This is a genomic window from Streptomyces sp. NPDC052114, assembly GCF_040680155.1.
Classification (GTDB): domain Bacteria; phylum Actinomycetota; class Actinomycetes; order Streptomycetales; family Streptomycetaceae; genus Streptomyces.
The window spans coordinates 135,797-157,080 of record NZ_JBFAWC010000011.1; the positions used below are offsets into that span (position 1 = coordinate 135,797).

17 protein-coding genes are annotated in these 21,284 nt (G+C 72.8%); 10 read left to right on the forward strand and 7 right to left on the reverse strand.

Going from position 1 to position 21,284, the window contains the following annotated elements; translation table 11 throughout:
* Positions 1-8 precede the first annotated feature (8 nt).
* From AB0L89_RS24705 to lgt, 7 genes are all read left to right on the forward strand, one after another.
* Positions 9-230, forward strand: a complete 222-nt coding sequence (locus tag AB0L89_RS24705) for an HGxxPAAW family protein (protein ID WP_365144626.1) — start codon at positions 9-11, stop codon at positions 228-230.
* A gap of 118 nt (positions 231-348) precedes the next feature.
* Positions 349-774, forward strand: coding sequence for a DUF2752 domain-containing protein (locus tag AB0L89_RS24710; RefSeq protein ID WP_365144629.1), 426 nt, complete (start codon positions 349-351; stop codon positions 772-774).
* Between the two features lie 144 nt (positions 775-918).
* Positions 919-1,728 (forward strand): indole-3-glycerol phosphate synthase TrpC, encoded by an 810-nt coding sequence (gene trpC / locus AB0L89_RS24715; protein WP_365144632.1) that lies wholly within the window; start codon positions 919-921, stop codon positions 1,726-1,728.
* Between the two features lie 304 nt (positions 1,729-2,032).
* Positions 2,033-3,319, forward strand: a complete 1,287-nt coding sequence (gene trpB / locus AB0L89_RS24720; protein WP_365144635.1) for a tryptophan synthase subunit beta — start codon at positions 2,033-2,035, stop codon at positions 3,317-3,319.
* Positions 3,316-4,131 carry a tryptophan synthase subunit alpha gene (gene trpA, locus AB0L89_RS24725; protein ID WP_365144638.1) on the forward strand — a complete coding sequence of 272 codons (816 nt, stop codon included), beginning with the start codon at positions 3,316-3,318 and terminating at the stop codon, positions 4,129-4,131. The genes trpB and trpA overlap by 4 nt, the downstream gene beginning before the upstream one ends.
* A 63-nt stretch (positions 4,132-4,194) precedes the next feature.
* Complete coding sequence (locus AB0L89_RS24730) at positions 4,195-4,974, forward strand: thioredoxin domain-containing protein (RefSeq protein ID WP_365144641.1); 780 nt, start codon at positions 4,195-4,197, stop codon at positions 4,972-4,974.
* Between the two features lie 85 nt (positions 4,975-5,059).
* Complete coding sequence (lgt, locus tag AB0L89_RS24735; RefSeq protein ID WP_365144644.1) at positions 5,060-6,043, forward strand: prolipoprotein diacylglyceryl transferase; 984 nt, start codon at positions 5,060-5,062, stop codon at positions 6,041-6,043.
* 73 nt (positions 6,044-6,116) lie between these two features.
* Here lgt and AB0L89_RS24740 read toward each other — a convergent pair whose 3' ends face one another.
* Genes AB0L89_RS24740 through AB0L89_RS24770 form a run of 7 tightly spaced genes read right to left on the reverse strand, consistent with a single transcriptional unit; the run spans position 6,117 to position 13,867 of the window.
* A complete protein-coding gene (locus AB0L89_RS24740) occupies positions 6,117-6,950 on the reverse strand; it encodes a CoA ester lyase (RefSeq protein WP_365144647.1) in 834 nt (277 codons plus the stop codon).
* Positions 6,947-8,134: a CoA transferase gene (locus AB0L89_RS24745; RefSeq protein ID WP_365144650.1), complete on the reverse strand. Its 1,188-nt coding sequence runs from the start codon at positions 8,132-8,134 to the stop codon at positions 6,947-6,949. Before AB0L89_RS24745 ends, AB0L89_RS24740 begins: the two co-directional genes overlap by 4 nt.
* Positions 8,131-9,051: a ribokinase gene (gene rbsK / locus AB0L89_RS24750; protein WP_365144652.1), complete on the reverse strand. Its 921-nt coding sequence runs from the start codon at positions 9,049-9,051 to the stop codon at positions 8,131-8,133. Before rbsK ends, AB0L89_RS24745 begins: the two co-directional genes overlap by 4 nt.
* Entirely contained in the window at positions 9,048-10,388 is a 1,341-nt protein-coding gene (locus AB0L89_RS24755; RefSeq protein ID WP_365144655.1) for an ADP-ribosylglycohydrolase family protein, read from the reverse strand. Before AB0L89_RS24755 ends, rbsK begins: the two co-directional genes overlap by 4 nt.
* The gene (locus AB0L89_RS24760; RefSeq protein ID WP_365145194.1) at positions 10,385-11,545 is read right to left on the reverse strand and encodes an ADP-ribosylglycohydrolase family protein; all 1,161 of its coding nucleotides are present in this window, start codon (positions 11,543-11,545) and stop codon (positions 10,385-10,387) included. The genes AB0L89_RS24755 and AB0L89_RS24760 overlap by 4 nt, the downstream gene beginning before the upstream one ends.
* Positions 11,529-12,869 (reverse strand): ADP-ribosylglycohydrolase family protein, encoded by a 1,341-nt coding sequence (locus tag AB0L89_RS24765; protein WP_365144658.1) that lies wholly within the window; start codon positions 12,867-12,869, stop codon positions 11,529-11,531. The genes AB0L89_RS24760 and AB0L89_RS24765 overlap by 17 nt, the downstream gene beginning before the upstream one ends.
* The gene (locus AB0L89_RS24770; protein WP_365145197.1) at positions 12,866-13,867 is read right to left on the reverse strand and encodes an ADP-ribosylglycohydrolase family protein; all 1,002 of its coding nucleotides are present in this window, start codon (positions 13,865-13,867) and stop codon (positions 12,866-12,868) included. The genes AB0L89_RS24765 and AB0L89_RS24770 overlap by 4 nt, the downstream gene beginning before the upstream one ends.
* 186 nt (positions 13,868-14,053) lie before the next feature.
* Here AB0L89_RS24770 and AB0L89_RS24775 point away from each other — a divergent pair, with 186 nt between their 5' ends.
* The 3 genes from AB0L89_RS24775 to AB0L89_RS24785 all read left to right on the forward strand — a co-directional run bounded on the left by AB0L89_RS24775 (position 14,054) and on the right by AB0L89_RS24785 (position 21,116).
* Positions 14,054-14,785 (forward strand): VIT1/CCC1 transporter family protein, encoded by a 732-nt coding sequence (locus tag AB0L89_RS24775; protein ID WP_365144661.1) that lies wholly within the window; start codon positions 14,054-14,056, stop codon positions 14,783-14,785.
* A gap of 360 nt (positions 14,786-15,145) precedes the next feature.
* Positions 15,146-19,663: a glutamate synthase large subunit gene (gltB, locus tag AB0L89_RS24780; protein WP_365145200.1), complete on the forward strand. Its 4,518-nt coding sequence runs from the start codon at positions 15,146-15,148 to the stop codon at positions 19,661-19,663.
* A complete protein-coding gene (locus tag AB0L89_RS24785) occupies positions 19,656-21,116 on the forward strand; it encodes a glutamate synthase subunit beta (protein ID WP_365144664.1) in 1,461 nt (486 codons plus the stop codon). The genes gltB and AB0L89_RS24785 overlap by 8 nt, the downstream gene beginning before the upstream one ends.
* The last annotated feature ends 168 nt before the right edge of the window (positions 21,117-21,284 follow it).

Below are 21,284 nucleotides of genomic sequence, written 5' to 3' on the forward strand. Positions count from 1 at the left end.
AGCAAGTCATGGCCAGCCACGGACACACCCCGGCCGCCTGGACCGGTGTCATCATCGCCTTCATCGGTTTCTGCGTCGCGGGTGCCTTCATGGTGATGGCCAACGTGCCCGGCTTCTGGGCCGGCATGGCGATCATCGTGATCGGCGGCCTCGTCGGCGGCGCCATGCGCATGGCGGGCCTGGGCCAGGCCAAGCGCCCGCAGCGCCAGGTCGCGGCCTCCGAGAGCTGACCTTCCCCGTACGCGAGGAGGCGGTCCGGCGGCAGCCGGGGCCGCCTCCTCGGCGTATCCGCCGTCCGGCCCCCGCGTCCATCGGGCGACACGCCCGCGCGGGAGGCAGAATGCACGGGTGACCGCCGACACCGAGAGCGCCGCGCCCGCCGTCCTGACCCGCCTGCTCGTGCCGGCCGGGGTGCTCGCCGCGGTCGCCGGGGCCTTCGCGTACGTCGGTGCCGTCGACCCGAACGAACCGGGCCACTACCCCGCCTGCCCGCTGCTGCGCCTCACCGGCATCTACTGCCCCGGCTGCGGCGGCCTGCGCAGCGCCCACGCCTTCATCCACGGCGACCTCACGGCGGCCCTCGGCGCCAACGCCCTCGCCGTCGTCGGGTACGGCCTGTTCGCGCTCCTGTGGACCGCGTGGGTGGTGCGGCTGGTGCGCGGGAGGCCGGTGCGAATCGAGTGGGGCACGGCGCAGCTGTGGGCCGTCGGTGTGGTCGTCGCGCTGTTCACGCTCGTCCGCAACCTGCCGTTCGGGTCGTGGCTGCACCCTTGAATCCGCAGGCGGCGGGCCCGATCGATGTCCATTTCGTGGGACGGGCGTCAACCGGATGCGGGGCCTTCGCCCTCCTGCGGATACCATCGCAGTGACCAGCTTGAACGTCAGCTTCTTCAACCGTCAGGGAAGGGGGCCGCTCGCGTGAGTGTGCTCGACGAGATCATCGACGGAGTCCGTGCCGACCTCGCGGAGCGGCAGGCGCGCGTCAGCCTCGACGAGCTCAAGGAGCGAGCGGCCAAGGCTCCGGCGGCCAAGGACGGCGCGGCGGCCCTGCGGGGCGACGGCGTCAAGGTCATCTGCGAGGTCAAGCGCTCCAGCCCCTCCAAGGGCGCGCTCGCCGCGATCGCCGACCCGGCCGGCCTCGCCGCCGACTACGAGGCGGGCGGCGCCGCCGTCATCTCCGTGCTCACCGAGGAGCGCCGCTTCGGCGGCTCGCTCGCCGACCTGGAGGCCGTCCGCGCCAAGGTCGACATCCCGGTGCTCCGCAAGGACTTCATCGTCACCTCGTACCAGCTGTGGGAGGCCAGGGCGTACGGCGCCGACCTCGCGCTGCTGATCGTGGCCGCGCTGGAGCAGCCCGCCCTCGAATCGCTCATCGAGCGCGCCGAGTCGATCGGCCTCACGCCGATCGTCGAGGTGCACGACGAGGACGAGGCCGAGCGGGCCGTCGACGCGGGCGCCCGTGTCATCGGCGTCAACGCCCGCGACCTGAAGACCCTCAAGGTCGACCGCTCCACCTTCGAGCGGATCGCCCCCGAGCTCCCGGACAGCGTCGTCAAGATCGCCGAGTCCGGCGTGCGCGGCCCCCACGACCTGATCGCGTACGCCAACGCAGGCGCCGACGCGGTCCTCGTGGGCGAGTCCCTCGTCACCGGCCGCGACCCGAAGGCCGCGGTCTCCGACCTGGTCGCCGCGGGCGCCCACCCGGCCCTGCGCCACGGACGGGGCTGACCTCCCCGATGTCCCTCGCCGCCCGCCTCGCCCCCGGCTGCCGCCCGCGCGGCTGCCGGGCCCCCGCACGCCGCGTGCGGGGCAGGCGCGTGCGGTACCACATCGGTGCGGAACCGGGCCAGATCCCCGGAATGCGATGGCGGGGCGGCGCCTGAGCGCCGCCGAGCTGATCAGCGCCCCGTCAGGGGTGTAGGGAACTGTGCGACGAGCCCGAGCGTCGCCACAGAGCCGTGGCCAGCAACGGCGCACAGGCGTGCTCATGCCGAACTGCACACGCCCACGCCAGCCATTGCGAGGTTTCCGCATGCCCAGCGAGTACTTCATTCCGGACCCGGAGGGTCAAGTCCCCAGCGCCGAGGGCTATTTCGGTGCGTTCGGCGGCAAGTTCATCCCGGAGGCCCTCGTCGCCGCCGTGGACGAGGTCGCCGTCGAGTACGACAAGGCCAAGAGCGACCCCGAGTTCGCCCGCGAGCTCGACGACCTCCTGGTCCACTACACCGGCCGCCCCAGCAGCCTCACCGAGGTCCCCCGCTTCGCGGAGCACGCGGGCGGCGCCCGTGTCTTCCTCAAGCGCGAGGACCTCAACCACACCGGCTCGCACAAGATCAACAACGTGCTCGGGCAGGCCCTGCTCACCAAGCGCATGGGCAAGACCCGCGTCATCGCCGAGACCGGCGCCGGCCAGCACGGTGTGGCCACCGCCACCGCCTGCGCGCTCTTCGGCCTCGAATGCACCATCTACATGGGCGAGATCGACACCCAGCGCCAGGCCCTGAACGTGGCCCGGATGCGGATGCTGGGCGCCGAGGTCGTGGCCGTGAAGTCCGGCAGCCGCACCCTCAAGGACGCCATCAACGAGGCGTTCCGCGACTGGGTCGCCAACGTCGACCGCACGCACTACCTCTTCGGCACCGTCGCCGGACCCCACCCCTTCCCCGCCATGGTCCGCGACTTCCACCGCGTCATCGGCGTCGAGGCCCGCCGGCAGATCCTGGAGCGCGCCGGACGCCTGCCCGACGCCGCCGTCGCCTGCGTGGGCGGCGGCTCCAACGCCATCGGCCTCTTCCACGCCTTCATCCCCGACACGGACGTACGCCTCATCGGCTGCGAGCCCGCCGGGCACGGCGTGGAGACCGGCGAGCACGCGGCGACGCTGACGGCGGGCGAGCCGGGCATCCTGCACGGCTCCCGTTCCTACGTCCTCCAGGACGAGGAGGGCCAGATCACCGAGCCCTACTCGATCTCCGCCGGACTGGACTACCCCGGCATCGGCCCCGAGCACGCCTACCTCAAGGACAGCGGCCGCGGCGAGTACCGCGCGGTCACCGACGACGCGGCGATGCAGGCCCTGCGCCTCCTCTCCAGGACCGAGGGCATCATCCCGGCCATCGAGTCCGCGCACGCCCTCGCGGGCGCGCTGGAGGTCGGCAAGGAGCTCGGCAAGGACGGGCTGATCGTCGTCAACCTCTCCGGGCGCGGCGACAAGGACATGGACACGGCCGCGCGCTACTTCGGCCTGTACGACACGGACGCGACCGTCGACGCGGACGCGTCCGGCACCGGCGCGGAGATCGAGGGGGACGCCAAGTGAGCGGGAACATTCAGCTGTTGAGCGACACCCTGGCGGCCGCGAAGGCCGAGGGCCGCTCCGCCCTGATCGCCTACCTCCCGGCCGGCTTCCCGACCGTCGACGGCGGCATCGCGGCGATCAAGGCCGTCTTCGACGGCGGCGCGGACGTGGTCGAGGTCGGCCTGCCGCACTCCGACCCGGTGCTCGACGGCCCGGTCATCCAGACCGCCGACGACATCGCGCTGCGCGGCGGCCTCAAGATCCGTGACGTGCTGCGCACGGTCCGCGAGGCCTTCGAGGCGACCGGCAAGCCGGTGCTCGTCATGACGTACTGGAACCCCATCGACCGCTACGGCGTGGAGCGCTTCACCGCCGAGCTGGCCGAGGCGGGCGGCGCGGGCTGCATCCTGCCCGACCTGCCCGTGCAGGAGTCGGCGCTCTGGCGGGAGCACGCCGAGAAGCACGGCCTTGCGACGGTCTTCGTCGTCGCGCCGAGCAGCAAGGACGAGCGGCTCGCCACCATCACGGCGGCGGGCTCCGGCTTCGTCTACGCGGCGTCGCTGATGGGCGTCACCGGCACCCGCGCGTCGGTCGGCGAGCAGGCGCAGGAGCTGGTGCGGCGCACCAAGGCCACCACCGACCTGCCGGTCTGCGTCGGCCTCGGCGTCTCCAACGCCCGCCAGGCCGCCGAGGTGGCGGGCTTCGCCGACGGCGTGATCGTCGGTTCCGCCTTCGTGCAGCGGATGCTGGACGCGCCGGACGAGGCGTCCGGCCTGGCCGCCGTGCGGCTCCTCGCGGGTGAGCTCGCGGACGGCGTACGCGGCAAGTCCTAACCCGTACGGGTGGACCTGGGACCGGGGAGGCACGCTCGTGCCTCCCCGGTTCGTTTGCGGGGTGTGAGTGAGAAGAACCGTGAGGGAAAGCGCACGGCCCGCGAGCGGCTGGCGGAAGAGCGAGAGCGGCAGAAGGGCCGCGACAAGAAGCGCCGGGCGCTGATCGTCGGCGCCGCCGTGGTGGGAGTCCTCGGCCTGGCCGCGGTGGTGGGGCTGCTCGCCTCCAACTCCGGCGGCGACAAGGGCGACTCGGCGGGCCCGCTGGTGGCCCCCGAGGGGGCGAACGGCAAGGACGACCTGTCGATCCCCGTCGGCAAGGGCGGCGCCAAGTCGACCCTCACCGTCTGGGAGGACTTCCGCTGCCCGGCCTGCAAGCAGTTCGAGGACACGTATCGCTCGACGATCAACGGCCTCGTGGACAAGGGGCAGCTGAAGGTCGAGTACCACCTGGCGACGCTCATCGACAACAACCTCCGCGGTGAGGGCTCGCTGCGCGCGGCCAACGCCGCGGCGTGCGCCCAGGACGCCGGCAAGTTCCCGCCGTACCACGACGTGCTCTTCAAGAACCAGCCCGAGGAGTCCGACGACGCCTACGCCAAGAACAGCCGCCTGACCGAGCTGGCGGGCGAGGTCGACGGACTGGTCACGGACTCCTTCAAGAAGTGCGTGGACGAGGGGCGGCACGACAGCTGGGTCGCCAAGTCCGACCAGGCCTTCCGGGACGCGAAGCTGCGGGGCACCCCCACCGTGCTGCTCGACGGCAAGGACATCTTCGGGGACCAGCAGAACCCGCTGACGCCGGCGAAGCTGAAGCAGCTGGTCGAGGAGGCGAACAAGGGCTAGCGCCCGGCGCCCGGGCGCCCGTTATGGACCCGTAGCCGGGCTGGTTGCCGTCCGCACCGCCCGGCACGGTAGCGTCGGACCTGCCATGGACCTTGCCTTCATTCCCAGTCCGTCGCGCGGTGTGGTCGAACTAGGCCCCATTCCGCTGCGCGGCTACGCGTTCTGCATCATCATCGGCGTCTTCGTGGCCGTCTGGCTCGGCAACAAGCGGTGGGTCGCCCGCGGGGGCCAGTCCGGCACCGTGGCCGACATCGCCGTGTGGGCCGTGCCGTTCGGTCTCGTCGGCGGGCGTCTCTACCACGTGATCACGGACTACCAGCTGTACTTCAGCGAGGGCCGTGACTGGGTCGACGCCTTCAAGATCTGGGAGGGCGGCCTCGGCATCTGGGGAGCGATCGCCCTCGGCGCGGTCGGCGCCTGGATCGGCTGTCGCCGGCGCGGCATCCCGCTGCCGGCCTGGGCCGACGCGCTGGCCCCCGGCATCGCCCTCGCGCAGGCCATCGGCCGCTGGGGCAACTGGTTCAACCAGGAGCTGTACGGCAAGCCCACGGATCTGCCCTGGGCGCTGAAGATCACCTCGGCGGAGGACGGCCGGGTCCCCGGCACGTACCACCCCACCTTCCTGTACGAGTCCCTGTGGTGCATCGGCGTCGCCGTCCTGGTCATCTGGGCCGACCGCCGCTTCAAGCTCGGGCACGGGCGGGCGTTCGCGCTGTACGTCGCCTCGTACTGCGCCGGGCGCGGCTGGATCGAGTACATGCGCGTCGACGACGCGCACCACGTCCTCGGCCTGCGCCTCAACGTGTGGACCGCGATCGTCGTGTTCGTCCTGGCCGTGGTCTACCTCGTGGTCTCCGCGAAGATCCGCCCCGGGCGCGAGGAGATCGTCGAACCCGCGGCGGTGGCCGCCCGCGAGGGCGACGGCGAGGGCGACAGCGACTCCGTGAAGCCGGACAAGGGCGAGGACGAGAAGTCCTCCGGGTCCGCCGCCGAGGACAAGGCGAAGGACGACTCGAAGGACGCGGCCAAGGGCACGCCCGAGGACGCCGAGTCGGCGAAGAAGGCCTGACCAGCACCGCTTTTCGTACGTCGACGGGGCCGCCGGACCATTGGTCCGGCGGCCCCGTCGACTGCGTACGGCGCTAGACCCGCCGGGCCAGGGCCAGGACCCGCCGCGCCCCCTCCACCACCGCCTTGTCCACGAAGCGGCCGTCGGGGAGGGCCAGGGCGCCCTCGTCCGTGGCCGCCGCCTTGGTGATCTCCTCCGCGCGCTCGATCTCCTCGGGGGAGGGGAGGTAGGCCCGTTCGATCACGGGCAGCTGGCGGGGATGGATCGCCGCGCGGCCGAGGAAGCCGAGGGCGCGGCCGTGGGCGCAGGACGCGGTGAGGCCGTCCAGATCCCGGATGTCCGGGTGGACCGACTGGGTGGGCGGGGCCAGGCCCGCCGCCCGCGCGGCCACCACCACGCGGGAGCGCGCCCAGTCCAGGCCCGCTCCGTCGCGCACCCCGAGGTCCGCGCGGAGGTCGGCCTCGCCGAGCGAGATGCCGCGCAGCGCCGGGTGCGCGGTGGCGATGGCGAAGGCGTGCTCCAGGCCGAGCGCCGACTCGACGAGGGCGTGCAGGGCAGGGGGTTCGGCGGTGGCGAGAGCCGCGCGGTCGGCGACCCGGACGACCTCCGCGCGGCTGACGACCTTGGGCAGGCGCAGGCCCGCGACGCCGGGGAGCGTGGCGACGGCGCGCAGGTCGGCCTCCGCCAGCGGGCCGTCCAGGGCGTTCACGCGGACGTGGACGGGGAGCGGCTGCGGCTCGGAGAGGAGCTCGGCGGTCGCCGCGCGCGCGTACTCCTTGCGGTCGGGGGCGACCGCGTCCTCCAGGTCGACGATCACCACGTCGGCGCCCGCGTGCAGGGCCTTGGCGACCACCTCGGGGCGGTCCCCGGGGACGTACAGCCAGGTCAGGGGGGACAGGGCGGTCACAGGGCGCCCTCCTTGCGCAGGGTGGTGATCTCCCGTTCGGACAGGCCGAGTTCGGTCAGGACCGCGTCGGTGTCGGCGCCGTGCGGGCGGCCCGCCCAGTGGATCGCGCCGGGGGTGGCGGAGAGACGGAAGAGGACGTTCTGCATGCGCAGGGGGCCCAGCTCCGGGTCGTGGACCGTGGTGATCGTGTCCAGGGCCGCGTACTGGGGGTCCGTCATGACGTCGCGTACGTCCTGGACGGGCGCGACCGCCGCCTCCGCCTTCTCGAAGGCCTCGATCACCTCGGCGCGGGTGTGCCGGGCGATCCAGCCGCCGACCGCCTCGTCCAGGACGTCCGTGTGCCGGGCCCGGCCGGCGCCCGAGGCGAACCACGGCTCGGCGATCAGCTCGGGGCGGCCGACCAGCCGCAGCACGCGCTCCGCGACCGACTGGGCGGAGGTGGAGACCGCGACCCAGTCGCCGTCCGCCGTGCGGTAGGTGTTGCGGGGCGCGTTGTTCGTGGAGCGGTTGCCGGTGCGGGGCTGGACGTGGCCGAGCTGGTCGTACCAGAGCGGCTGGGGGCCGAGGACCGTGAGGATCGGCTCGATGATCGCCATGTCCACCACCTGGCCCTCGCCCGTGCGGTCGCGGGCCGCGAGGGCCGTCAGCACCGCGTACGCCGTCGCCAGACCCGCGATCGAGTCGGCGAGGCCGAACGGCGGCAGGGTCGGGGGACCGTCCGGCTCGCCGGTGACCGCGGCGAAACCGCTCATCGCCTCGGCGAGCGTGCCGAAGCCGGGGCGGCGGGCGTACGGGCCGAACTGGCCGAAGCCCGTGACGCGGGTCAGCACCAGCCGGGGGTTGGCGGCGTGCAGCTCGGCCCAGCCCAGGTCCCACTTCTCCAGCGTGCCGGGGCGGAAGTTCTCGACGAGCACGTCGGCGGTGGCGGCCAGGCGCAGCAGGGTGTCACGGCCGCCGGGCGTCGACAGGTCGAGCGTCATCGTGCGCTTGTTGCGGCCCAGCAGCTTCCACCACAGCCCGACGCCGTCCTTCGAGGGGCCGTGGCCGCGGGAGGGGTCGGGGCGCGTGGGGTGCTCGACCTTGATGACCTCCGCGCCGAAGTCGCCGAGCATCGTGGCCGCGAGGGGACCCGCGAAGAGGGTGGCCAGGTCGAGGACGCGCAGACCGGTCAGGGGCGCGGTCATGATCCGCCGTCCGCCGCGCCGTCGATCTCCGTGCGGTACGGCATGGACGCCGACGCCCCCGGGCGCTGCACGGAGAGGGCCGCCGCGCAGGAGGCCCAACTCAGCGCGTCCACGACGGAGTTGCCCTCCGCCAGCGCGACGGCGAGGGTGCCCGCGAAGGTGTCGCCCGCGCCCGTCGTGTCGACCGCCGTGACCTGCCGGGCCGGGACCGTGACGGGCTCGGCGCCGCGTGCCGCGTACAGACTGCCGCGCGAGCCGAGCGTGATGACGACCTCGGGGACCTGGGAGAGCAGCGCCCCGGCGGCGGCGTACGGGTCGTCGGTGATGCCGGTGAGGGCGGCCGCCTCGTGCTCGTTGGGCAGCAACAGGTCGGTGGCGGCCAGGAGTTCGGGCGGCAGGGGGCGGGCGGGGGCCGGGGTCAGGACGGTGCGCACGCCGTGCCTGCGGGCGGCCTGCGCGGCGGCGAGCACCCCGTCGACGGGCACCTCCAGCTGGAGCAGCAGGGTGTCGGCGGAGGCGATCAGGCCCTCGTCACCGGGGGCCAGGGCGGTGACGGTGCCGTTGGCGCCGGGGATGACGACGATCGCGTTGCCGCCCTCGTCGTCGACGACGATGTGCGCGGTGCCGGTGGGCGTCTCCACGGTGCGCAGCAGGTCCGTGTCGACGCCGGACTGCTCCAGCGAGGTGCGCAGCTGTGTGCCGAAGGCGTCGGTGCCGACCGCGCCGATCATCGAGACGGTGGCGCCCGCGCGGGCCGCCGCGACGGCCTGGTTGGCGCCCTTGCCGCCGGGAACCGTGCGGAACTCGCGTCCCGTGACGGTCTCTCCGCGCTCCGGGGCCTTGGCGACGTACGCGACGAGGTCCATGTTCGCGCTGCCGAGGACGGCGATGTGGGGGGTCTTCGTCGGGTCTGTCATGGGCGGTGCGCCTCCCGGGCGGTGAGTTCTGCGAGGGTGTCGAAGCCGATGCCGTCGAAGTCGCCGATGGACGTGGCGAGCCGGTTCTTGAGGGGAGTGGTCCAGCGGTCGGGGATCCGGTCCGGGCGGCCGGCCAGCAGACCGGCGACCGATCCTGCGGTCGCGCCGTTGGAGTCGGTGTCCCAGCCGCCGGAGACGGCGCGGGTGATGGAGCCGGTGAAGTCGCCGTCGGCGTGGGTGAGGGCGGCGGCGACGAGGGCGGTGTTCGGGACGACGTGGACCCAGTGGTGGGTGGCGTACCGCTCGTGGAGGCGGTCCACCACCTCGTCGAAGTCCCGTGTGCCGTGGGCGAGTCGGACGGCGTGGCGGACGGCCTCGGCCAGACGCGAGGCCGCAGGGACGGCGGCGAGGCCGGTGTTCAGGCACTGGTGGACGTCCGCGCGTCCGGTCGCCGCGTCCGCGATCGTGGCCGCCGCGAACACCGCGCCGTGCACGCCGTTCTCCGTGTGGGTCAGGGCCGCGTCGCGGTACGCCTGCTCGGCGGCGGCCTCCGGGGCGCCGGGGTTCGTCCAGCCGTGCAGGTCGGCGCGGATGAGCGCGCCGATCCACTCGCGGAAGGGGTTGCGGTGGGTGGCGGTGTGCGGGGGCTCGATGCCGTCGAGGAGGTTGCGGTACGCGATGCGTTCGGCGGTGAACGTGCGGCCCGCCGGGAGCTCGTCGAGCCAGAGCCTTGCCACGTCCGTGGTGGTGAAGGTCTTTCCGTGGCGCTGGAGGAGGACGAGGTTGAGGAGGGGGTAGTTGAGGTCGTCGTCCTCCGGCATGCCGTCGATGTTCTCGGCGAGGGAGGTCGGCGCGGAGCGGCGGTTCCAGGGGTACGTGGCCCTCAGCTCGGGCGGGACGCCTCTTTCCGTGAACCAGGTGTGGAGGGGCCAGTTCCCTGTTGCCTTGGCGAGGGCGCGGATGCCGTCCAGCGGGAGCTTCTCGACCGGCTTGCCCAGGAGGCAGCCTGCGGCTCTGCCGAGCCAGGCGGCGTGGAGGCGGTGCCGTAGGGCGTGCAAGTTCTCGGCTTCGCGCGAGCGGGGGATGCCCGACTCGCCGTGCGGAACGCCTGCCCGCAACGGGGGCGGTGGGGCCAGTTCGTCCAGGAGTTGTTCCGCCAGGGCCCGTAGATGGGGTGGTGCCGGGGTGGGCGAGGCGCCCGCTGTTGCCGGTGCCAGGTGGCCGCCCGCGTCGAGCCAGCGGGTGCGTAGCGGTGCCACGTCGCGGCCCTCCAGTTCCGACTGGGCGAGTTCGTGGCCGATCAGGTCCTCCGGCTGGACCCAGGTCAGGCGGATCATCGGGTGGCCGTCAGGGCCGCGAAGGCCGACTCGTGGGCGCGGCGGCGGCGTACGTCGCGGGCGAAGATCTCCTCGGCGATCTCCGTGAGCGCCGTCGCCGGGGCGCGCAGGTCGAGGCGGCTGGCCTCGGCGACCCGCTTGGCCCAGTCCGCGGGGACCGCCGCCTCGCCGCGCAGGGCGCCCGCGAGCGCGCCGCCCATCGTGGCGATGGAGTCGCAGTCGCGGCCGTAGTTGACCGCGCCGAGGACCGTGCGGCGGTAGTCGCCCTCGCCGGTCAGGAGCATGCCGAGGGCGACGGGCAGTTCCTCGATGGCGTGCAGGCGGGAGGGGCGGCGGGCGCCGAGGGAGGGGGCGCGGTAGTCGGGTCCGACCGTGTCGAAGGGGGCGACGGCGGCCCGGATCGGCGCCAGGGCCGTCTCGAAGTCCCGGTGCCCCGCGGCCACTTCCGCCACCGCCTCGATCGCCGCGCGCGTGCCGTCCTTCGCGAGGTCCAGGCACGCCTCGACCACGGCGTCCGCGGTGGCGCCCGGCGCGCAGGCCGCCGCGACGGCCGCCGCGAAGACGCCCGCCGCCTCACGGCCGTACGAGGACTGGTGGGCGCCCGCGACGTCGAGCGCCTCGGCGTACGCGGCCGCCGGGTCTGCCGCGTTGACCAGGCCGACCGGCGCCATGTACATCGCCGCGCCGCAGTTGACGATGTTTCCGGTGCCGGCCTCGCGCGGGTCGACGTGGCCGTAGTGGACGCGGGCGACGAGCCACTTCTCGGCGAGGAAGATCCGCTGGAGGGGGAGTGCCTCGGCCTCCAGCTCCGGGATCCAGCGCGGTGTCGTCATCAGGTCGGGGACCAGGTGCTCGGCGACGGAGTAGGCGTCGAGGTGGTCGCGGACGGCGGCGTACACGCGCACGAGCGCGTGGGTCATCAAGGTGTCGTCGGTGACGTGCCCGTCGCCCTTGTGGTACGGCGCGATGGGGCGGGCGGTGCGCCAGCGGTCGCCGTTCCAGGGGCCGACGATGCCCTGGACCCGGCCGCCGTGCCGCTCGGCGATCTGCTCGGGGGCGTACCCCTCGACGGGGCCGCCGAGCGCGTCGCCGACCGCGGCTCCGACGAGGCTGCCCGTGATGCGGTCGGACAGGGACGGCTCAGTGCGTGGCGTCATGGTCGTCATGTCGGGATTGTCCACCTGGAGTGGTCGGTTCCGTGTCTGCCAGGTGCCCGGCGAGTTCCACCAGGTCGGTGCCCGCGAGACGGGGGAGCGCACAGCCCGAGAGGGTGCGGCAGGCCTCCCGCCAGGCCTCGGGAATCGCGGCCGCCGTGCCGAGGACGCCGGTCAGCGCCCCGGCGAGCGCGGGGGCGGAGTCGGCGACGCGCGAGAGGCAGGCGGCGGCGGGCACCGCCTCCGCGATACGGCCGCGCGCGGCGGTCGTCAGGGCGAGGGCGACCGGGACGGTCTCGGCGGCGGCGATGCCGTAGCTGTAGACGTGGTCGACGATCTGGTGCTCCAGGAGGGGGACCAGGGCGAAGGCGCCGTCGTCCGGCTGGGCGCGGGCGAGCTTCACGGCGTGCCGGGCGTTGCGGCCGATCTCCGTGTGCGCGGGGAGCTCGGCGAGGGCGGCGTCCACGGCCGTGTCGACGTCGGTGTCGGTCAGGGCGGCCGCGATCGCCGCGGCCATCGCGCGGGCGCCGTGCACGCCGTCGCCGTCCTGGGTGTAGCGGGCGTCGAACTCCGCGAGGTCCGCGGCCCGTTCGGGGTCGCCGGGGTGGACGAGGGCGAGCACGCAGGCGCGTACGCAGGCCGCGTCGTCGAAGTAGTGCGGGTTGTCGTGGCCCGTGGCGGGCGGGCGCAGGCCCGCGGCGAGGTTGCCGAGGCCGGCGCGGACGGAGATGCGGGCGCGCAGGGGGAGGACGGCGGACTCGACCTCCGGGGCGCGGGCGGAGGCGGCGGCGACCTCGGCGGCGAGGGCGGACCACGCCAGGTCCAGGGTGGCGCGGACCCGGCGGTGCGGGGGAAGGGGGGTGGTGAGGGTGCCGTCCGCCGCGCGGAGCAGGGACTCGGCGGTGAACGCCGCCCACTCCGCGTCGTCCGAGGGGCCGAGCCGCAGGGGCTCGGGGGGCTGGTTCAGGGCGATCGGGACGGGGAGGGTGGTCGTGGCGTTCTGCTCGGCGAAGGTGTCCAGTTCCCTGGTCAGTCTTCGGGTCCACTCGGGCATCCTCGCCGCGCGGTGCCGGGCGGCGGGCCACCCGGCGGCGTCGCCCGCGGCCAGCCCGAGGAGGAGGCCCTCGATCTTGGGCGCCGACACGTCGGCTTCGTGAACGCCCCCTTGAACGGCGCCCGGCACCGGGGGCTGTGCCCACCCTTCCCCGAGCTCTCGGCTCCGCTCGACCGGGGGATGCCCCACTCGCCCTGCGGAACGCCTGCCCACGGCGGGGGCGGGTGTGGACCGCCTGCCCGCAGAGGGGCCGTATCCGTCCGTACCAGTCATCTGCCCTCCTCGTCCGGGGTCAGCAGTTCCGCGATGTCCAGGACGTGGTGGCCCCGCATCGAGGGGAGGCAGGAGCCGCGGGCCGGGCCGATCGCGGTGGACCAGGGCTGGGGGATCGCCGAGGCCCCGCACGCGGCGCCGGACAGCGCGCCCGCGACCGCCGCCGTGGTGTCCGCGTCGCGGCCCATGTTGACCGCGGTCAGGACGGCCGCCGAGAACTCCCCGCGCGCCGCCGCGTACGCCCCGAAGGCCAGGCCCACCGCCTCCGGCGCGAGGTCCGTCCAGGGGTAGCCGCCGATCACCACCGCGGAGCGCACCGCGCGTTCGCCGCGGTGGGCGACCGCCACGGCGCGCCGCAGCGAGCGGGACGTCCAGCAGTCCTCGGGGATGACGGCGAGGGCCGCGGCCACCACCGACCGCACCGGTTCCCCGGCCATCGCGGCGGCGACGCCCGCCGCGACCGCCTGGCCGCCGTAGATGCCCTCGCCGTCGTGGCTGACGGAGCCGTCGATCGCGACCAGGCGGGCCGCCTCGGCGGGCCGGCCCGCGGCGAAGACCCCGAAGGGGGCGGCCCGCATCGCGAGACCGTCGCTCCAGGCGTGCCGGTGCTGGGCCGTGATGGGGGCCGTGAGGCCGCGGCGGAGGTTCTCCAGCGTGCCGCGTTCGCTGAAGCCCGCCCCGCGGAACGGGCCCTCGTCCAGGTCGGCGATCCACTGGTGCCAGGCCCGTTCGACATGGGCGACGGTCAGCGCCGAGCCGTGCCGGGCGAGCAGCAGTCCCGAGAAGATCGCGTACTCCGTGTCGTCCGTGCCGGCCGGATGCTCGGCGACGTATCCGGTGATCCGGCCCCAACGGGCCCGGATCTCGGACGGCTTCATGTTCTCCGCGGGCGCGCCGAGCGCGTCGCCGACGGCGAGGCCGAGGAGCGCGCCGCGCGCCCTTTCCAGGAGGTCGCTCACGTCCCTATCCCTCCCACGCGGCGCCCCGCGCGCGAGCATCCGACGGGCCGACGTCACCCCTTCGGGCACCCCCTTCCGGACCCCGGACGCACCCCTCTCGCGGCGGCCGAAAAGGATCGCAAAACCCCGCGTTTTCGCAGGTAAGTACGGCCTTCCTTGCTGGCGGGAGATTTTTTTCGCGCGTACTTTCGACGTTGTCCAAGCACATTGAGGGGGCTCACCACCATGGCGATCATCGAGACCGAAGCGACGCTGCACGAGGCGCACCGCGACAACCACACCCACCGCGACGTGAACGGTGGCTGGCTGCGCCCGGCCGTCTTCGGGGCGATGGACGGACTCGTCTCCAACCTGGCGCTGATGACCGGTGTCGCGGGCGGTGCCGCCTCGCAGCAGACCATCGTCGTCACCGGTCTGGTGGGCCTGGCCGCCGGCGCCTTCTCCATGGCCGCGGGCGAGTACACCTCCGTGGCCTCCCAGCGCGAGCTGGTGCAGGCGGAACTGGACGTCGAGCGGCGCGAGTTGCGCAAGCACCCCAAGGACGAGGAGCGGGAGCTCGCCGCGCTCTACGTCTCGCGCGGCGTCGAGCCCGAGCTGGCCCGCGAGGTCGCCCGGCAGCTGTCGCAGGACCCCGAGCAGGCCCTGGAGATCCACGCCCGCGAGGAGCTCGGCATCGACCCGGGCGACCTGCCCTCGCCGCTGGTCGCCGCGGTGTCGTCCTTCGGCGCGTTCGCGCTGGGCGCCCTGCTTCCCGTACTGCCGTATCTGCTCGGTGCCACCGTGCTGTGGCCCGCGCTGCTGCTCGCGCTCGTGGGGCTCTTCGCCTGTGGTGCGGTGGTGGCCAAGGTGACGGCGCGGTCCTGGTGGTTCAGCGGTCTGCGGCAGCTCGCGCTCGGCGGTGCGGCGGCCGGTGTGACGTACGCCCTGGGCAGCCTGTTCGGGACCGCCGTAGGATAAGGCAGTGCAGGCCTATGCGGGACCTTGCATAAGTAGCCGTTACTCGGCGGTTTCAATTCCATGACCACCGGGCATGAGCCGTAAGCGCTGCGGGCAATGAGGCCTGTGTCGCTTCGGGCCTTCGGCCATTGATCTGTCCGCAAAGGTCCCCTCTGAACCGCTCCCCACCTGCGCGAGCGGTGTCCACATGGTGGAATGAACTATCCGCTTTTCGAGAAGCGTTCCATCATGTAACCTGCACGAAATTTCGCCAGGGCCAACGTCGTCCCTCGCTCATTGCCTATGCACACGACGACGACGGGAGTGCCGATGCGTACCCACGCCTGGTCGCCCATGGACGGTCGCCCCGCCCCCCAGGGGATGTACGACCCCCGTAACGAACACGACGCCTGCGGTGTCGGGTTCGTGGCCACCCTCACCGGTGTTGCCAGCCATGAGCTGGTCGAACAGGCGCTGACGGTACTGCGCAACCTCGAGCACCGCGGCGCCACGGGCTCGGAGCCCGACTCCGGCGACGGCGCCGGAATCCTGCTCCAGGTCCCGGACGCCTTCCTGCGCGAAGAGGCCGGATTCGAGCTGCCCGAAGCCGGCGCCTACGCCGTCGGCATCGCCTTCCTGCCCGTCGACACCGCCGGCACCACCGACGCCGCCGTCTCGCAGATCGAGACGATCGCCTCGGAGGAGGGGCTGACCGTCCTCGGCTGGCGCGACGTGCCCGTCGCCCCCGAGCTGCTCGGCGCCACCGCCCGCTCGACGATGCCCGTCTTCCGGCAGATCTTCGTCGCCGACGGCGACACCAAGGGCCTTGATCTTGACCGCAAGGCGTTCGTGCTGCGCAAGCGCGCCGAGCGCGAGGCCGGGACGTACTTCCCCTCGCTCTCCGCCCGCACGATCGTCTACAAGGGCATGCTGACCACCGGCCAGCTGGAGCCCTTCTTCCCGGACCTGTCCGACCGCCGCTTCGCCACCGCCGTCGCGCTCGTCCACTCCCGCTTCTCGACGAACACGTTCCCGAGCTGGCCGCTCGCGCACCCCTACCGCTTCGTCGCGCACAACGGCGAGATCAACACCGTCAAGGGCAACCGCAACTGGATGCGCGCCCGTGAGTCGCAGCTCGCCTCGGACCTCTTCGGCCAGGAGAAGATCGACCGGATCTTCCCGATCTGCACGCCCGACGCCTCCGACTCCGCGTCCTTCGACGAGGTGCTCGAACTGCTGCACCTGGGCGGGCGCTCGCTGCCGCACTCCGTGCTGATGATGATCCCGGAGGCCTGGGAGAACCACGCCTCCATGGACCCGGCACGGCGCGCCTTCTACCAGTTCCACTCCACGATGATGGAGCCCTGGGACGGCCCGGCCTGCGTCACCTTCACCGACGGCACCCAGGTCGGCGCCGTCCTCGACCGCAACGGCCTGCGCCCCGGCCGCTACTGGGTCACCGACGACGGCCTCGTCGTCCTCGGCTCCGAGGTCGGCGTCCTCGACATCGACCCCGCCAAGGTCGTCCGCAAGGGCCGCCTCCAGCCCGGCCGGATGTTCCTCGTCGACACCGCCGAGCACCGCATCGTCGAGGACGACGAGATCAAGGCCGCCCTCGCCGCCGAGAACCCGTACCAGGAGTGGCTGGAAGCCGGCGAGATCGAGCTCTCCGACCTGCCCGAGCGCGAGCACATCGTGCACACGCACGCCTCCGTCACGCGCCGCCAGCAGACCTTCGGCTACACCGAGGAAGAGCTGCGCGTCATCCTCGCGCCGATGGCCAAGACCGGCGGCGAGCCGCTCGGCTCCATGGGCACGGACACCCCGATCGCCGCCCTCTCCGAGCGCCCGCGGCTGATCTTCGACTACTTCACCCAGCTGTTCGCGCAGGTCACCAACCCGCCGCTGGACGCCATCCGCGAGGAGCTCGTCACCTCGCTGAACTCCTCGCTGGGCCCGCAGGGCAATCTGCTCGACCCGACCGCCGCGTCCTGTCGCAGCGTCACCCTGCCCTTCCCGGTGATCGACAACGACGAGCTGGCCAAGCTCATCCACATCAACGCCGACGGCGACATGCCCGGCATGAAGGCCGCGACCCTCTCCGGCCTCTACCGCGTCGGCGGCGGCGGCGACGCGCTCGCCGACCGCATCGACGAGATCTGCGCCGAGACCGACGCCGCCATAGAGGCCGGCGCCCGCCTCATCGTGCTCTCCGACCGGCACTCCGACGCCGAGCACGCGCCGATCCCCTCGCTGCTGCTCACCGCGGCCGTCCACCACCACCTCATCCGTACGAAGCAGCGCACCGAGGTGGGCCTGCTCGTCGAGGCGGGCGACGTCCGCGAGGTCCACCACGTGGCCCTCCTGATCGGCTACGGCGCCGCCGCGGTCAACCCCTACCTCGCCATGGAATCCGTCGAGGACCTGGTCCGCGCCAGCACGTTCCTGCCCGGCATCGAGGCCGAGGACGCGATCCGCAACCTCATCAAGGCGCTCGGCAAGGGTGTCCTGAAGGTCATGTCCAAGATGGGCATCTCGACCGTCGCCTCCTACCGCGGCGCCCAGGTCTTCGAGGCCATCGGCCTCCAGCAGGCCTTCGTGGAGCGGTACTTCGCGGGCACGACCACGAAGATCGGCGGCGCCGGTCTCGACGTCATCGCCAAGGAGGTCGCCGCCCGGCACGCCAAGGCCTACCCGGCCTCCGGCGTCCCCTCCGCGCACCGTGCCCTGGAGATCGGCGGCGAGTACCAGTGGCGCCGCGAGGGCGAGCCGCACCTGTTCGACCCCGAGACGGTCTTCCGCCTCCAGCACTCCGCGCGCAACCGCCGCTACGACGTCTTCAAGCAGTACACGGACCGCGTGAACGAGCAGTCCGAGCGCCTGATGACGCTGCGCGGACTCTTCGGCTTCAAGAGCGACCGCCCCTCGATCCCCGTCGACGAGGTCGAGCCGGTCAGCGAGATCGTCAAGCGCTTCTCCACCGGCGCCATGTCGTACGGCTCGATCTCCCGCGAGGCGCACGAGACCCTCGCCATCGCCATGAACCAGCTGGGCGGCAAGTCCAACACCGGTGAGGGCGGCGAGGACCCGGAGCGCCTGTACGACCCGGCGCGCCGCTCCGCCATCAAGCAGGTCGCCTCCGGCCGCTTCGGCGTGACCTCGGAGTACCTGGTCAACGCGGACGACATCCAGATCAAGATGGCCCAGGGCGCCAAGCCCGGCGAGGGCGGCCAGCTGCCCGGCCACAAGGTCTACCCGTGGGTCGCCAAGACGCGTCACTCGACGCCGGGCGTCGGCCTCATCTCGCCGCCGCCGCACCACGACATCTACTCCATCGAGGACCTCGCCCAGCTGATCCACGACCTCAAGAACGCCAACCCGGCGGCCCGCATCCACGTGAAGCTGGTCTCCGAGGTCGGCGTCGGCACGGTCGCGGCCGGTGTGTCCAAGGCCCATGCGGACGTCGTCCTCATCTCCGGCCACGACGGCGGCACGGGCGCGTCCCCGCTCACCTCGCTCAAGCACGCGGGCGGCCCCTGGGAGCTCGGCCTCGCCGAGACCCAGCAGACCCTGCTGCTCAACGGCCTGCGCGACCGCATCGTCGTGCAGACCGACGGCCAGCTCAAGACCGGCCGTGACGTCATCGTCGCCGCGCTGCTCGGCGCCGAGGAGTTCGGCTTCGCGACCGCGCCGCTCGTCGTCTCCGGCTGCGTCATGATGCGCGTCTGCCACCTCGACACCTGCCCGGTGGGCATCGCCACGCAGAACCCGGCGCTGCGCGAGCGCTTCTCCGGCAAGGCCGAGTACGTCGTGAACTTCTTCGAGTTCATCGCCGAGGAGGTCCGCGAGCTCCTCGCCGAGCTGGGCTTCCGCTCCATCGAGGAGGCCGTCGGCCACGCCGAGCTGCTCGACACCACCCGGGCCGTCAGCCACTGGAAGGCGCAGGGCCTGGACCTGGAGCCGCTCTTCCACGTGCCGGACCTGCCGGCCGGCGCCGTGCGCCACCAGATCACGGTCCAGGACCACGGTCTGGCGAAGGCGCTCGACAACGAGCTGATCAAGCTCTCCGCCGACGCGCTCGCCGCGTCCGGCGCGACCGACGCCCAGCCGGTGCGCGCGCAGGTCGCGATCCGCAACATCAACCGCACGGTCGGCACGATGCTCGGCCACGAGGTGACGAAGAAGTTCGGCGGGGCGGGCCTGCCCGACGACACGATCGACATCACCTTCACCGGCTCGGCGGGCCAGTCGTTCGGCGCCTTCGTGCCGCGCGGTGTGACGCTGCGCCTCGAAGGCGACGCCAACGACTACGTGGGCAAGGGCCTTTCGGGCGGCCGCATCGTGGTCCGGCCCGACCGGGGCGCCGACCACCTCGCCGAGTACTCGACGATCGCGGGCAACACCATCGCGTACGGCGCGACCGGCGGTGAGCTGTTCCTGCGCGGCCGCACCGGCGAGCGCTTCTGCGTCCGCAACTCCGGCGCGACGGTGGTCTCCGAGGGCGTGGGCGACCACGGCTGCGAGTACATGACCGGCGGCCACGCCGTCGTCCTCGGCGAGACGGGCCGCAACTTCGCGGCCGGCATGTCGGGCGGCATCGCGTACGTGGTCGACCTCGACCGCGACAACGTCAACGCCGGGAACCTGGCGGCGATCGAGCCGCTGGACGACACCGACAAGCAGTGGCTGCACGACGTGGTGCGCCGCCACCAGGAGGAGACGGGCTCGACCGTCGCCGAGAAGCTCCTCGCGGAGTGGGACACCGCCGTGGACCGCTTCAGCAAGATCATCCCCAGCACGTACAAGGCAGTGCTCGCCGCCAAGGACGCCGCCGAGCGAGCCGGTCTCTCCGAGACCGAGATCACCGAGAAGATGATGGAGGCGGCGACCAATGGCTGATCCCAAGGGCTTTCTGAACCACGGCCGTGAGGTCGCGCAGAGCCGTCCCGTCGGCGAGCGCGTCCAGGACTGGAACGAGGTCTACGTTCCCGGTTCGCTCCTGCCGATCATCTCCAAGCAGGCCTCGCGCTGCATGGACTGCGGCATCCCGTTCTGCCACAACGGCTGTCCGCTGGGGAACCTCATCCCCGAGTGGAACGACTACGCCTACCGCGAGGACTGGTCGGCCGCGTCCGAGCGGCTGCACGCCACGAACAACTTCCCGGAGTTCACGGGCCGGCTGTGCCCGGCGCCGTGCGAGGCGGCGTGCGTGCTCGGCATCAACCAGCCGGCCGTCACCATCAAGAACGTCGAAGTCTCCATCATCGACAAAGCGTGGGACTCCAACGACGTCAAGCCGCAGGCGCCGGAGCGCCTGTCCGGCAAGACCGTCGCGGTCATCGGCTCGGGCCCGGCGGGCCTTGCCGCCGCCCAGCAGCTGACCCGGGCGGGCCACACGGTCGCCGTCTACGAGCGCGCCGACCGCATCGGCGGACTGCTCCGCTACGGCATCCCCGAGTTCAAGATGGAGAAGCGGCACATCAACCGGCGCATCGAGCAGATGCGCGCGGAGGGCACCAAGTTCCGCACGGGCGTGGAGATCGGCCGTGACATCGACGCGGTGAAGCTGCGCAAGCGGTACGACGCCGTGGTCATCGCGGCGGGCGCCACGACCGCCCGTGACCTCCCCGTCCCCGGGCGGGAGCTGAAGGGCGTCTACCAGGCGATGGAGTACCTGCCCCTGGCCAACAAGGTCCAGGAGGGCGACTACGTCACCACGCCGGTCTCCGCCGAGGGCAAGCACGTCGTCGTCATCGGCGGCGGTGACACCGGCGCGGACTGCGTGGGCACCGCGCACCGCCAGGGCGCGGCGTCCGTGACCCAGCTGGAGATCATGCCCCGGCCGGGCGAGGACCGCGCCCCGCACCAGCCGTGGCCGACCTTCCCCATGCTCTACAAGGTCACCTCGGCGCACGAGGAGGGCGGCGAGCGGGTCTACTCCGTCTCGACCACGCACTTCGAGGGCGACGAGGACGGCAACGTCCAGTTCCTGCACCTCATCGAGGTCGAGTTCGTCGACGGCAAGCTGACCCAGAAGCCGGGCACCGAGCGGAAGATCCCCGCCCAGCTCGTCACCCTGGCGATGGGCTTCACCGGCACGGACCGCGAGAACGGCCTCGTGGACCAGTTCGCCCTGGACCTCGACGAGCGCGGCAACGTCGCGCGCGACGGCGAGTTCCAGACGAACGTCCCCGGTGTCTTCGTCGCCGGCGACGCCGGCCGCGGCCAGTCGCTCATCGTCTGGGCGATCGCCGAGGGCCGCTCGGCGGCGCGCGGAGTGGACCGCTTCCTCACCGGTGCGAGTGATCTTCCGGCCCCGATCCGTCCGACGGACCGTTCCCTGACGGTCTAACCCTTACGGTTCCTTCCCGTACGGTCTCGTCCGTACGACCCCTCATACGTCCCGCACAACGGTGTGCGGAACTGACGCGGCGCCCGCTTTGTCCCCGACCGGACGGAGGCGGGCGTCGTGGCGTTCGCGGCCCTTCCCGTCAAGGCGGCGCGGCGCTGGACGGCGCCG